Source organism: Nocardioides sp. URHA0020 (genome assembly GCF_000620705.1).
Lineage (GTDB): Bacteria > Actinomycetota > Actinomycetes > Propionibacteriales > Nocardioidaceae > Nocardioides.
The window spans coordinates 711,936-724,952 of sequence record NZ_KK211166.1 but is presented as its reverse complement, the minus strand read 5'-3'; the positions used below and the strand labels follow the sequence as shown (position 1 = coordinate 724,952).

Here is a 13,017-nt window from a genome sequence, read left to right as displayed (position 1 = left end):
CCTCGGAACCACCCTCAGCGCAGCGTCCCGACCACGGTGGTTGAGGTGCGAGCGGAGCGAGCCTCGAAACCACCCTCGGTCGACCCTCAGCGCAGCGTCCCGACCACGGTGGTTGAGGTGCGAGCGGAGCGAGCCTCGAAACCACCCTCGGTCGACCCTCAGCGCAGCGTCCCGACCACCACGGTGCCGTCGACGTCCTCGTCGCGCACGACCTCGGCGGCCAGGCCGGCGGCGGTCATCAGCCCGGCGGTCCGGGACGACTGCGCGGCGCTGGTCTCGATGAGCAGCCGCCCGCCCGGTGCCAGCCAGTCGGTCGCTCCGGCAACGACCCCGCGCTGCACGTCGAGCCCGTCAGTCCCACCGTCGAGCGCGACGCGGTGCTCGTGGTCGCGAGCCTCCGGCGGCATCAGGGCGATGTCGTCGGTCGGCACGTACGGCGCGTTGACCACCAGCACGCAGACGCGTCCGCGCAGCCCGTCGGGCAGGGCCGAGTAGAGGTCCCCCAGGAAGACCCGCTCCGCGGGCAGGTTGCGCCGCGCGCAGGCGACCGCGTCCGGGTCGACGTCCGCGGCGTACACCTCGAGCCCGGGTACGGCGGCCAGCAGCGCCGCGCCCAGAGCGCCGGTGCCGCAGCACAGGTCGACGGCGACCTCGCCGGAGGAGAGCCCGGCAGCGGCCGCTCGGACCAGGGCCGCCGAGCGCTGTCGCGGCACGAAGACCCCCGGCGCGACCGCGATCCGGAGCCCGCAGAACGCCGCGAACCCGACCACCAGCTCCAGCGGCTCGCCCGCGACCCGTCTCGCGAGCATCGCCGCCAGCTCGGCGTCGTCACGAGCCGCCTCGGTCAGCACGCGGGCCTCGTCCTCGGCGAAGACGCACCCGGCCGAGCGGAGGGTGGCGACGAGCTCGGCGTACGGCATGGTCGATGATGCTCCCATGCCGAGCGTCTCCACCCAGATCACCGTCATCGTGGTCGGGTACGCCGTGCTGGTCGTCGTCCTGGCCCTGGTCGTGGCGCTGCGCCACGGGGAGCGGCCGGGCTGGCTGGACCAGATGGTCTGGATGCTGGAGGCGCTGCTCGTGGTCCGCGCCCTGGCGGGGCTCGGGGCCTTCAGCGGCGACGGCCCCGACTCGACGTCGACGTACGTCGGCTACCTGATCGCGTCGGTGTGCGTGCTGCCGATCGCGATGCAGTCGATCAGGGACGACCGCGCGGTCTGGTCGTCGGGGGTGGTCGCGGTCGCCGCGCTGGCGATCGCCGTGGTCGCCGTACGACTGGAGATGACGGCATGAGCACTGGCCCTACTCGCCCCACCGACGTCACCGAGCCCGCCGACGCTCCGCGCAGCGGGCCGCACAAGGTGCTGCTCGCCTTCTACGCGCTCTTCGCCCTGGCCGCCGGCGCGCGTGCCCTGGTGCAGCTGACGACGCAGTACGACGAGGCGCCCGTCGCCTACTGGCTCTCGCTGGCCGCGGCGGTGACCTACGCGCTGGGGTGGTACGCGATCCGGGAGGCCTCGGCGGGCCGGACCGGGTTCGCGAGCGTGATGCTCTGGATCGAGCTGGCCGGGGTCCTCACCGTCGGCACGCTCAGCCTGGTCGAGCGGCACTGGTTCCCGGACGCCTCGGTCTGGTCCGACTTCGGCATCGGCTACGGCTTCGTGCCGGCCGTCCTACCGATCGCCGGGCTCCTCTGGCTGCACCGCTGGAAGCGCCGCGAAAGCGCCGCGGGAATGCCGGCTGACGACTGAATCAGTCGTCGGATCGCGCTTGCAAGCGCGATTCAAGCATTCTCCCAGTCATCTTCAAGTGGTGACCAGCAGGGTGGTCCCACCGGACAACGCGGTCCGGACCCCCCACCTGAGGAACCATCGTGAACACCCTGATCGCACTCGGAGTCCCCGTCGCCGCCCTGCTGGCCTACCTGGCCACCCGGCCCGCCTCGCCCGCCGGGGAGGCCGCCCGCCGCGCGCACCGGGTCAGCCGCCACCCGGCGCTGGCCAACCTCGGCGACGTCCGGCTCCGCCTCGACCGGGAGCTGCCCGGTCGGCAGGTCGACTTCGTCCTGGCCCGGGTCGCCCAGCACGGGATCGACGCCCGGACCCTGTGGGCGTGGCTGGACCGGTTCGGGGCCGACGCCCTGGTGCTCGCGCTGGCCTCGGGCCAGGGCTACGCCGGCGTGCTGCGGATCCTGCGCGACCAGACGACGTACGACGAGCGCGAGGCCCGGCTGCTGGCCCGGCTCAGCACCCCGGAGCTGTTCGAGCTGGCCGCCTAGGCCTGTCGCCGATCTGGAACGTGTTCTAGATTGCGGGACGTGCCCCCCGACGTCTTCGCCCCGACCCAGCTCGGCCCCGTCCGGCTCCGCAACCGGACGGTGAAGGCGGCGACCTTCGAGGGTCGCGCGCCCGACGGCCAGGTGACCGACGCGTTGATCGACTACCACCTGGCCGTGGCGCGCGGCGGCGTCGGACTCACGACGGTCGCCTACCTCGCCGTCGCGCCGGAGGGACGGACGCATCGTGAGCAGATCGTCGTCGGACCCGACACCCGCGCCGGGCTGGCGCGGATGGCCGAGGCCATCCACGCGACCGGGGCCGCGATCGCCGGCCAGGTCGGCCACGCGGGACCGGTCGCCAACGGCCGCTCCAACGGCGTGCGGGCGATCAGCGCCTCGCGGATGCCGAGCCCGCTGTCGATGCAGATGATCCGCTCGGCCACCGAGGCCGACCTGACCCGCGTCACCCGGGCGTACGTCGCCGCCGCACGCACGCTGGTCGACGCGGGCTTCGACGTCCTCGAGCTGCACATGGCGCACAGCTACCTGATCTCGTCGTTCCTGGCGCCGGGCCTCAACCGCCGCAAGGACGAGTACGGCGGCTCGCTGGCCAACCGGGCCAGGCTCGGGCGCCAGGTGGCGCGCGCCGTGCGCGACGAGGTCGGCGACGCGGTGGCGGTGACCGCCAAGGTGTCGCTCTCCGACGGGTTCAAGGGCGGCGTGACGACGGACGCGGGGCTCGAGTACGCCCAGCTGCTCGAGTCCGACGGCACCCTGGACGCCCTGCAGCTCAGCGGCGGCTCGTCGCTGATGAACCCCATGTACCTCTTCCGGGGCGAGGCGCCGCTGACGGAGTTCGCCGCGACGATGCCCCTCGTCGTACGCCTCGGGATGAAGACGCCGGTGGGCAAGGGCTTCCTGAAGACGTACCCCTTCGAGGAGGCCTACTTCCGCGAGAAGGCGCTGCGCTTCCGGGCGGCGCTGACGATGCCGCTGATGCTGCTCGGCGGGATCAACCGGGTCGACACGATGGAGCAGGCGATGGCGGACGGGTTCGAGCTCGTCGCGATGGGCCGTGCGCTGCTGCGCGAGCCGGACCTGGTCGACAGGCTCGCGGCCGGCCGCGCGACCGAGGGCGTGTGCGTCCACTGCAACCGGTGCGTGCCCACCATCTACTCGGGCACGCGGTGCCCGGTGATCGCGCCGGCCTGACCCTTCCCAACAACTAGAACGTGTTCTAGGTTGGCGCGCATGGGAGACAAGCTGAAGGTCGTCGTCTGGTCCACGGGCACCATCGGGCGGCACGCCATCGCCGGGATCGACGCGCACCCCCGCATGGAGCTGGTGGGGGTGTGGGTGTCGAACCCCGAGAAGGACGGCAAGGACGCCGGGATCCTGGCCGACCTGGGTCGCGAGCTGGGCATCCGGGCCACCACCGACCGCGACGCGCTCGTGGCGCTGAAGCCCGACGCGATCCTGCACACCGCGATGGCCGACGACCGGGTGTTCGAGTGCATCGAGGACCTCTTCGGCTTCGTCGAGGCCGGCATCAACGTGGTCTCGAGCGGCCCCGTCCTCCTGCAGTGGCCGGAGCGGATCCTCCCCGACGAGATGCTCGAGCGGCTCGCCGAGGCGGGACGGCGCACGGGTGCCAGCCTGCACGTCAACGGCATCGACCCCGGCTACGCCAACGACCTGCTGCCGCTGGCCCTCACCAGCCTGAGCCAGCGCATCGACGAGGTCCGGGTGATGGAGATCGCGGACTACTCGACGTACTACCAGCCCGTGGTGATGGGCGACATGTTCGGCTTCGGCCGGCCGATGGAGTTCGAGCCGCTGCTCTGGCAGCCGGGCATCCTGACCATGGCCTGGGGCAGCGTCGTGCGCCAGATCGCGGCTGGCCTCGACATCGTGCTCGACGAGCCGCTGGTCGAGAGGGTCGAGCGGCGCGCCGCGGAGGTCGACACACCGAGCGTCTCGGGCGATGTCGCGGCCGGGACCATGGGCGCCGTCCGCTTCGAGCTGATCGGCAACGTCGACGGCATCGCGCGCGTCGTGCTCGAGCACGTCACCCGCACCGCCGAGGACCAGGCGCCGGAGTGGCCGCAGCCCGCCGAGGGCGGTGGTGGCTACCGGGTCATCGTCACCGGCGAGCCGATGATGCGGCTCGACCTCACCCACCACGGCGAGCACGGCGACCACAACGTCTCCGGCATGATCACCACCGCGCAGCGGCTGGTCAACGCGCTGCCCGCGGTGGTCGAGGCGAGGGGCGGCCTGATCACCGCGCTGGACCTCCCGCTGGTCACCGGCCGGGGGCTGGTGAGCACCACGTGAGCATCCTCGACCGCTTCTCCGTCGACGGCCAGGTCGCCATCGTCACCGGCGCGGGCCGCGGCCTCGGGGCCGCCACCGCCGTCGCGCTGGCCGAGGCCGGCGCCGACGTGCTGATCTCCGCCCGCACCGCCGAGCAGCTCGACGTCGTCGCCGAGCAGGTCCGCGCGACCGGTCGCCGCTGCGTCGTCGTGCCCGCCGACCTCAGCGACCTCGACGCCGTCGCCGGGCTGGCGCAGACGGCGTACGACGAGCTCGGCCGCCTGGACACCGTCGTCAACAACGTGGGCGGCACCTTCCCGCGGGAGTTCATGAAGACGAGTGCCCGCTTCCTCAACGAGTCGTTCAGCTTCAACGTGACCACCGCGCACGCGCTGACCCGGGCCGCCGTCCCGCTGATGCTGGCCGACGACGACGGCCGGCAGAAGAGCGTCGTCACGATCAGCTCGATGATGGGGCGCACGGCGGACCGCGGGTTCGTCGCCTACGGCACCGCCAAGGCCGCGCTCGCGCACTGGACCAGGATGGCGGCGCAGGACCTCTCGCCCCGGATCCGGGTCAACGGCATCTACGTCGGCTCGATCCTGACCAGCGCGCTGGAGTTCGTCGCGGGTCAGCCCGAGCTGATGGGCCAGCTCGAGGGCAAGACCCCGCTCGGCCGGGTCGGCGAGCCGGAGGACATCGCGGCCGGTGTCCTCTACCTGTCCTCGCGGGCCGGGCAGTACGTCACCGGCAAGCTGATCGAGATCGACGGGGGCATCCAGCAGCCCACCCTCGACCTCGGCTTCCCCGACGTCTCACCGTAGGGTCGCGCACCGTGAGCACCTCCGTCCCCACTGCGTACGCCGTCTCGCCCGACTCCGGCGAGCACTGGAGCAAGGAGGGGGCCTGGAGGGTCACCGAGGGCATCCACCGGATCCCGCTGCCACTACCCCTGGACGGGCTCAAGGCGATCAACGTCTACGTCATCGAGACCGACGACGGCCTGACCCTGATCGACGGCGGCTGGGCGATCACCGAGGCCCGCGAGCTGCTCGAGCGCTGCCTGCGCGACGTCGGCTACGGCTTCGGCGACATCAAGCGGTTCCTGGTCACCCACGTCCACCGCGACCACTTCACGCTCGCGACGGTCCTGGGCCACGAGTACGGCGCCGACGTCGCGCTCGGCCTCGGGGAGAAGCCGGCGCTCGACCTGCTCAACGACCCCGACCTCGACCAGAACCCGTTCCTCGACGTGCTCCGCACCGCCGGCGCGCGCGAGCTGGCCGAGCTGTGGGCAGCCGGGGACGGCGAGGGCCCGGACACCTCGATCTGGAGGTACCCCGACACCTGGCTCGAGGGCGACCACGAGATCGCGGTCGGTGCGCGCACCATCGACGCCGTCCACACCCCGGGGCACACGCCCGGCCACTACGTGTACGCCGACCGGGCGGCCGGGCTGCTCTTCGCGGGCGACCACGTGCTGCCGACGATCACGCCGTCGATCGGGTTCACGGTGCCGCCGACGCCCGATCCGCTCGGCGACTTCATGGCGTCGCTGACCAAGGTCCGCTCGCTGCCGGACCTGCGGATCCTGCCGGCCCACGGGCCGGTCGCGCCGTCCTCGCACGAGCGCGTCGACGAGCTGCTGGCCTTCCACGAGCAGCGGCTCGACCTCAGCCTGGCCGCGATCGCCGACGCTCCGGCGACCGGCTTCACCGTCGCGCACCAGCTCGGCTGGACCCGGCACGAGCGGGCCTACGACGAGCTCGATGAGTTCAGCCAGGGCATGGCCGCGATGGAGACCAAGGCCCACCTCGAGCTCCTGGTCGCCCAGGGGCGGGCCACCCGCGAGGACACGGTCGACGGCGTGCTGTTCGCGATCCGGAGCTGACTTTCGTCCGTACCGGGTGAAGCCAACCGGCGCGTTCGGGTCCACGCTGGCTCCTCAGGAAGGGTGTCAGGAGGAGCGATGGCTGGGTCGGTCGAGCTGGAGCCGATCTCGGGGCGGGACCGGATCACGGCGCTCGACGCCGCGATCGGGGTCACCGCGTCGGCGATCGGCGTCGCCGCGCTGGTCGGCAGGCGGGTGGTCACGATCACCGGGCCGATCGCGGGCGTGGTGCTGCGTCCACCGGTCGTGCCCGCGCGCCACCAGCCGGGCACCTGGCTCCTCCACGCCGCCCGGCGCGGTGCCGAGCGGCGCTCGTGGCTGGAGGTCGAGCTGAGGGCGCTGCTCGACGTGCTCGTGCCGGCGATCGCCCAGGCGCTCCTGCGCCGGATGGACCTGACCGACGTCGTACGTCGCCACGTCGACCTCGACGAGCTGGTCGCCACCGTCGACCTCGACGGCGTGGCCGCGCGGCTGGACCTGGACGCGGTCGTGGGCCGCCTCGACCTCGACCGCATCGTCCGGGAGCGGGTGGACCTGGACGGACTCGTGGCGACCGTCGACATCGACGCCATCGCGGCGCGCATCGACATCGAGGCCGTCATCGCGCGCATCGACCTGGTCGGACTCGCGGAGGACGTCATCGCCGAGGTCGACCTGCCCGAGATCATCCGCGAGTCCACCGGGTCGATGGCCTCCGAGACCGTGCGCGGCGTGCGGATGCAGGGCATCACGGCCGACGAGGCGCTCGGCCGGGCGGTGGACCGCTTCCGGCTGCGGCGCAGCCGCCGCCGCCCGCTCGACCCGCCGCCGGCGGTGGTGCCGTGAGCGAGCCCGACCTGAGCCACATCCCGCGCGAAGCGCGTGCCTTCCAGGGCCGGCCCGCCGGGCTGGTGAGCCGGATGATCGCGAACGCTGTCGACGCGGCCGTGGTCGGTGCGCTGCTGCTGGCCGGCTACCTGGGGATCAACGGCCTGCTGTTCTTCCTCGACCCGCGCAGCTTCCACTTCCACGAGCCGGTCCCGCTCCTGACGCTGACGTCGGCGTTCGTCGTCGCCGGGCTCTACCTCGGCGTCTCCTGGGCGCTGGTCGCCCGCACCTACGGCTGCCACGTCATGGGGCTCCGGGTCGTCGGCCGCCGCGGACACCGCCTCCGGGTGCTCGTCGCCCTGGCCCGGGGAGCCTTCTGCGTCCTCTTCCCGATCGGCCTTTTCTGGTGCGTGGTCAACCCGAGGTCGCGCAGCATCCAGGACATCGTGCTGCGCACCTCCGTCGTCTACGACTGGATGCCGCGCGCGCACGAGCCGACCGTGGTGAGCGTCAGCGACTGAGGCGCATCGGGAGGTGTGGGATGCCGTCCTCCAGGAACTCCTCGCCGGAGACCTCGAAGCCGAACGTCGCGTACCAGCCGGCCAGCGGCGACTGGGCGTCCAGCACCACGTCGCGGTCCTGCGCGACCTGCAGGGCCGTCGACATCACCAGGTCGGCCAGTCCCTTGCCGCGGGCGGCCCGCGCGAGCACCACCCGGCCGATCCGCCAGCACCGCCTGTCGTCGAGCACCCGCGCGTAGCCCAGCAGCACGTCGTCGTCGCGCAGCAGGACGTGCCGGGTGCCCGGCTCGGCGTCGCGGCCGTCGAGGTCGGGGTAGGGGCAGTCCTGCTCGACCACGAAGACGTCCTGGCGCAGCCGCCACACGGCGTACGCCGTGGGTCCGTCGAGGGCCGTGAAGGGGCCGGCCGTGATGGTGATCAAGCCAGGAACTCCCTCGTGCGTGCCCAGGCGTCCTCCGCCTCGGGGACGAGCGGCAGCAGCGGGTAGACGTGGATGAGGTCGGCCACCTCGACGTACGTCAGGTCCCAGTCGGTGCTGGCGGCTCGGCGCTCCAGCAGCCGGCAGCCCGGCGCGAGGACGTCGCGGGTCCCGCAGAACATCAGCGTCGGCGGCAGGCCGGAGAGGTCGCCGAGCGCGGGGCTCACCTCGGGCCGGCCCAGGTCGTCCGGGGAGCCCGCCCACCAGGCGGCGTACGTCTCGAGCTTGCCCAGGTGCAGCCACGGGTCGCGGGCGGCGAACTCCGCGGTCTCCGGGGCGCTCGACGTCAGGTCGACCCACGGCGAGATCAGCAGCAGGCGGCCGGCCTGCGGCCCGCCGCGGTCCCGGAGCGTCAGGGCGACCGCGAGCGCGTAGCCGCCACCGGCGGAGTCGCCGGCCAGGACCAGCTCGTCGGACTCCGTCGCCCACCGGGCGGCCAGGTCGGCGACTGCGTCGTGCGAGTCGCGCCAGGTGTGCTCGGGAGCGAGCGGGTAGGCGGGCACGACGACGCGGGCGTCGAGCTCGGTCGCGAGGCGCGCCAGGTAGCGCACGTGGAACGCGTCGATGCCCGCGACGTAGGCGCCGCCGTGCAGGTAGAGGACCGTCCGGCGCGGGTCGCGGTGCCGCGGGGTGACGACGTACGACGCGAACGCGCCGGCGTCGCTCGGGACCATCTCCGTCACGACCGAGTAGCGCTTGTCGAAGCCGCGCACGGCGTTGGTCGGCAGCGACGGCTCCTGGCCGGCGTGCAGCTGCTCGATCCGCTCGCGCTCGGCGTCGGGGGAGAGCTGCTCCTGCGAGCGGCGCATCCGGGGCACGGCCCAGGCGAGCAGCTGGTGACGACGGCTCTGCGGCATGTGCCCACAGTAGAGAGGTCACCCACCGCCGGTGCCGAGCCGGACGCTAGAGTCTTTCCCACATGACAGGGGAGCACGCCTCAACAACGTGCTGAGAGTGCGGAACAGCCGCAGACCCTAAGAACCTGCTCCGGTTAGCACCGGCGAAGGGAGTCGGAATGAGATCTGTTCGCGTGCTCGTGCCCCTGATGGCACTGGCCCTCAGCACCACCGCCTGCTCGGTCATCGGCGGGGACTCGTCGTCCGAGAAGCCCGCCTCGGACCGGGTCGTCCTGGTGACCCACGAGTCGTTCGCCCTGCCGAAGGAGCTGACGCGCAAGTTCGAGAAGGAGTCGGGCTACGACCTGGTGGTCCGGGCCTCCGGCGACGCCGGCGCGCTGACGAACAAGCTGGTCCTCACCAAGGACGACCCGCTCGGTGACGTGTCCTTCGGCGTCGACAACACGTTCGCGTCGCGGGCGCTCGACGAGGGGGTCTTCGCGCCGTACGCCGCGGCGCTGCCCGACGGTGCCGACCGGTTCGTGCTGGCCGGCGACGACGGCAAGACGCTCGCCCCGGTGGACAGCGCCAGCGTGTGCGTCAACGTCGACGACGCCTGGTTCGCCGACAAGGGCGTGGCGCCGCCGACGACCCTGGACGACCTGGTGAAGCCGGCCTACCGCGGCCTCTTCGTCACCTCCGGCGCGGCGACCAGCTCTCCGGGCATGGCGTTCCTGCTCGCGACGATCGCCCGGTACGGCGACGACTGGCCGGCGTACTGGACCAGGCTGATGGCCAACGGCACGCAGCTCACCGACGGCTGGTCCGACGCCTACCAGGTCGACTTCACCCAGGGCGGCGGCAAGGGGAAGCGGCCGATCGTGCTGTCCTACGACTCCTCGCCCGCGTTCACCGTCGGCGACGACGGGACGTCCACCACCAGCGCGCTGCTCGACACCTGCTTCCGCCAGGTGGAGTACGCCGGCGTGCTCGCCGGCGCCGATAACCCCCAGGGCGCCAAGGCCCTGGTCGACTTCCTGCTCAGTCCCGAGGTGCAGGCCGCGCTCCCGGACAGCATGTACGTCTTCCCGGTGGACTCCTCGGTGGAGCTGCCGGCCGACTGGTCGGCGTTCGCGAAGCAGCCGACCGACCCGTGGCAGGTCGACCCCGCCGACATCGCGGAGCACCGCGACGAGTGGCTGCGCGAGTGGAGCGACGTCACCTCCCGATGAGCGGGCGTTGATCGGGCGATGATCGGGCGATGAGGCGCATCCTCGCGCTGGTCGGGCTGGCGGCGGTGCCGCTGGCCGTGCTCGGCGTGTTCTTCGTGCTGCCGGTCAGCGGGATGCTCTCGGAGGGCTTCTGGGTCGACGGTCGCTTCGACCCGGGGGCGGTCGCCGACGTGCTGACCCGTCCGCGCACGCTGCGCGTCATCTGGTTCACGCTCTGGTCCGCCCTGGCCGGTACGACGGTGTCGGTGCTGCTCGGCGTGCCGGCCGCGCACCTGCTGCACCGGCGGCGCTTCCACGGGCGCGGCGTGCTGCGGGCGCTGCTGCTGGTGCCGTTCGTGCTCCCGACCGTCGTGGTCGGCGTCGCCTTCCGCGAGCTGATCGGGGAGGCGGGACCGCTCGGCTTCCTGGGCTTCGACGGCTCGGCGGGGGCGATCGTCGCGGGCCTGGCGTTCTTCAACGTCGCGGTCGTGATCCGCGCGGTCGGTGCGGCCTGGGAGTCGCTCGACCCGCGGCCGGCCGAGGCCGCGGCCGCGCTCGGGGCGAGCCCGGCGCAGGTCTTCCGCACCGTCACCCTGCCGGCCCTGCGGCCCGCGATCGTGTCGGCCGCGAGCGTGGTCTTCCTCTTTTGCGCCACGGCGTTCGGGGTGGTGCTGACGCTCGGTGGCCTGCGCTACTCCTCGATCGAGACCGAGATCTACCTGCTCACCACCAACCTGCTCGACCTGCAGGCGGCCGCGGCCCTCTCGATCGTGCAGCTCGTGGCGATCACGGCCCTGCTCGTGGTCACCAGCCGCCTGCGAGCAGTCGCCGATCCGCGCCTCGCGCGCACGACGGCCCGCCCGCCGCGGGTCTCGGTCGGCGACTGGCCGGGCGTGCTGGCGACGGTGCTCGTGGGCGTGCTCGTCGGCCTGCCGATCGCCGCGCTCGTGGTCGGCTCGCTGCAGGTGGGCGACGGCTGGGGTCTGGGCAACTACCGGGCGCTGACGACCGGGGGGTCCCGAGACGCGCTGCTGGTGCCGGTGACCGACGCACTGGTCACCTCGCTGCGCACCGCCGTCGACGCCACCTGGATGGCCCTCTCCCTGGGGCTGCTGGTCGCCGTGGTCGTGACGCGGCGCTCGCACACCCGCGCCGAGCGCCGCGTCCGTGGCCTGCTCGACGGGCTCTTCATGCTCCCGCTGGGCGTGTCCGCGGTGACGCTCGGCTTCGGCTTCCTGATCACCCTCGACGAGCCGCCGCTGGACCTCCGCGACTCCCTGCTGCTGGTGCCGATCGCCCAGGCGCTGGTGGCGCTCCCGCTCGTCGTACGCACGCTCGCGCCGGCGCTCGGAGGCGTCGACGACCGGCAGCGTCAGGCCGCGGCGTCGCTGGGCGCCGGACCGCTGCGCACCTTCGCGACGGTCGACCTGCCCGTCATGTGGAAGCCGCTGCTGGCGGCCGCCGGCTTCGCGTTCGCGGTGTCGCTGGGGGAGTTCGGCGCCACGTCCTTCCTGGCGCGCGACGAGAGCCCGACGATGCCGATCGTGATCTTCCACCTCATCGGGCACCCGGGTGCGATGAACTACGGCATGGCCCTCGCCGCGTCCGTCGTCCTCGCCGCCACCACCGCGGTCGTGATGCTCGCCGTGGAGCGGCTGCGGGTGCCGTCGCTGGGAGCCTTCTGATGCTCACGCTCGACGGCGTCTCGATCGCGTACGACGGCGTGCCCGCCGTCATCGATGCCTCCCTGCGGCTCGAGGACGGGGAGGTGCTCGCCGTCCTCGGTCCCAGCGGCTCGGGCAAGTCGACGCTGCTGCGCGCCGTCGCCGGCCTGGAGCCCGTCACGACCGGGCGGATCGCCTGGGACGACGGCGACCTGGCCGGCGTACCCACGCACAAGCGCGGCTTCGCGCTGATGTTCCAGGACGGACAGCTCTTCGGGCACCTCACGGTCGCCCGCAACGTCGGCTACGCGCTGCGGCTGCGCCGTACGCCGAACGCCGCCGCGCGGGTGCGCGAGCTGCTCGAGCTCGTCGGGCTGGAGGGGTACGGCGACCGCCTGCCGGCCACCCTGTCCGGCGGCGAGCGCCAGCGGGTCGCGCTGGCCCGCTCGCTGGCGGTGCAGCCGCGGCTGCTGCTCCTCGACGAGCCGCTGTCGGCCCTCGACGCCGGGCTGCGCGAGCGCCTGGCCAACGACCTGCGCGACATCCTGCGGGCGGCGGGCACCACGGCGTTGATGGTCACGCACGACCAGGAGGAGGCCTTCACGGTCGCCGATCGGCTCGCGGTGATGCGGGCGGGCCGGATCGTCCAGCAGGGCGACATCGCGGCGGTGTGGCGGGCGCCGGCGGACCCGGAGACCGCGCTCTTCCTGGGCTACGCGCGGGTGCTCGAGGGGGAGTCGGCCGGCACGCTGCTGCGCGCCGCCGGGCTGCCGGACGACGACGCCGCGGTCGCCGTACGCCGCTCCGCGCTGGTGGTGGCCGACGCCGGGCCGCTCGCCGGGGTCGTGGTCTCGGCGCGGGTCACGCCCGAGCTCATCCGGCTCGTCGTCGAGGTCGACGGGATCGGCGCGGTCGACGCCGTGGCCCGCCTGGACACCCACCCGGCGGCGGGCGACCGCGTCTCGATGGTGGTCGACGCCTCACGGCTGGCCGTGACGCCGACCACCTCATGACT

15 protein-coding genes and 1 riboswitch are annotated in these 13,017 nt (G+C 73.1%); of the genes, 12 read left to right on the top strand and 3 right to left on the bottom strand.

Annotation, left to right across the window (positions count from 1 at the left end):
* Positions 1-158: 158 nt before the first annotated feature.
* On the bottom strand, positions 159-938 hold the full coding sequence (locus N542_RS0108010; protein WP_028643487.1) for a putative protein N(5)-glutamine methyltransferase: 780 nt from the start codon (positions 936-938) through the stop codon (positions 159-161).
* Here N542_RS0108010 and N542_RS0108005 point away from each other — a divergent pair.
* The 9 genes from N542_RS0108005 (at position 937) to N542_RS0107965 (ending at position 7,813) form a co-directional block, all read left to right on the top strand.
* The gene (locus N542_RS0108005; protein WP_036506682.1) at positions 937-1,293 is read left to right on the top strand and encodes a hypothetical protein; all 357 of its coding nucleotides are present in this window, start codon (positions 937-939) and stop codon (positions 1,291-1,293) included. The genes N542_RS0108010 and N542_RS0108005 overlap by 2 nt on opposite strands.
* Positions 1,290-1,751, top strand: coding sequence for a hypothetical protein (locus N542_RS0108000; RefSeq protein WP_036506678.1), 462 nt, complete (start codon positions 1,290-1,292; stop codon positions 1,749-1,751). Before N542_RS0108005 ends, N542_RS0108000 begins: the two co-directional genes overlap by 4 nt.
* Positions 1,752-1,873: 122 nt before the next feature.
* On the top strand, positions 1,874-2,278 hold the full coding sequence (locus N542_RS0107995) for a hypothetical protein (protein WP_028643484.1): 405 nt from the start codon (positions 1,874-1,876) through the stop codon (positions 2,276-2,278).
* 39 nt (positions 2,279-2,317) lie between these two features.
* Complete coding sequence (locus N542_RS0107990; protein WP_051551493.1) at positions 2,318-3,490, top strand: oxidoreductase; 1,173 nt, start codon at positions 2,318-2,320, stop codon at positions 3,488-3,490.
* Positions 3,491-3,529: 39 nt separating this feature from the next.
* Positions 3,530-4,615 (top strand): NAD(P)H-dependent amine dehydrogenase family protein, encoded by a 1,086-nt coding sequence (locus N542_RS0107985; RefSeq protein WP_036506674.1) that lies wholly within the window; start codon positions 3,530-3,532, stop codon positions 4,613-4,615.
* Positions 4,612-5,418, top strand: coding sequence for an SDR family oxidoreductase (locus tag N542_RS0107980; protein WP_028643481.1), 807 nt, complete (start codon positions 4,612-4,614; stop codon positions 5,416-5,418). Before N542_RS0107985 ends, N542_RS0107980 begins: the two co-directional genes overlap by 4 nt.
* A gap of 11 nt (positions 5,419-5,429) precedes the next feature.
* On the top strand, positions 5,430-6,485 hold the full coding sequence (locus tag N542_RS0107975) for an MBL fold metallo-hydrolase (protein ID WP_028643480.1): 1,056 nt from the start codon (positions 5,430-5,432) through the stop codon (positions 6,483-6,485).
* A gap of 78 nt (positions 6,486-6,563) precedes the next feature.
* Entirely contained in the window at positions 6,564-7,310 is a 747-nt protein-coding gene (locus N542_RS23890; protein ID WP_051551492.1) for a hypothetical protein, read from the top strand.
* On the top strand, positions 7,307-7,813 hold the full coding sequence (locus tag N542_RS0107965) for an RDD family protein (protein ID WP_051551491.1): 507 nt from the start codon (positions 7,307-7,309) through the stop codon (positions 7,811-7,813). Before N542_RS23890 ends, N542_RS0107965 begins: the two co-directional genes overlap by 4 nt.
* On the opposite strand, the gene N542_RS0107960 is transcribed toward N542_RS0107965, so the two are convergent.
* Both N542_RS0107960 and N542_RS23885 read right to left on the bottom strand, forming a co-directional pair.
* Positions 7,803-8,234, bottom strand: coding sequence for a GNAT family N-acetyltransferase (locus N542_RS0107960; protein WP_028643478.1), 432 nt, complete (start codon positions 8,232-8,234; stop codon positions 7,803-7,805). The two genes, N542_RS0107965 and N542_RS0107960, sit on opposite strands and share 11 nt — an antisense overlap.
* Positions 8,231-9,148, bottom strand: a complete 918-nt coding sequence (locus N542_RS23885) for an alpha/beta hydrolase (RefSeq protein WP_051551490.1) — start codon at positions 9,146-9,148, stop codon at positions 8,231-8,233. Before N542_RS23885 ends, N542_RS0107960 begins: the two co-directional genes overlap by 4 nt.
* 57 nt (positions 9,149-9,205) lie before the next feature.
* A riboswitch (TPP riboswitch) is annotated at positions 9,206-9,317 on the top strand.
* On the opposite strand from N542_RS23885, the gene N542_RS0107950 reads away from it, so the two are divergent.
* The 3 genes from N542_RS0107950 (at position 9,307) to N542_RS0107940 (ending at position 13,015) form a co-directional block, all read left to right on the top strand.
* Positions 9,307-10,359, top strand: coding sequence for a thiamine ABC transporter substrate-binding protein (locus tag N542_RS0107950; protein ID WP_028643477.1), 1,053 nt, complete (start codon positions 9,307-9,309; stop codon positions 10,357-10,359). Its footprint overlaps the riboswitch before it by 11 nt.
* 29 nt (positions 10,360-10,388) lie before the next feature.
* On the top strand, positions 10,389-12,023 hold the full coding sequence (locus N542_RS0107945; protein ID WP_028643476.1) for an ABC transporter permease: 1,635 nt from the start codon (positions 10,389-10,391) through the stop codon (positions 12,021-12,023).
* Positions 12,023-13,015: an ABC transporter ATP-binding protein gene (locus N542_RS0107940; RefSeq protein ID WP_028643475.1), complete on the top strand. Its 993-nt coding sequence runs from the start codon at positions 12,023-12,025 to the stop codon at positions 13,013-13,015. Before N542_RS0107945 ends, N542_RS0107940 begins: the two co-directional genes overlap by 1 nt.
* The last annotated feature ends 2 nt before the right edge of the window (positions 13,016-13,017 follow it).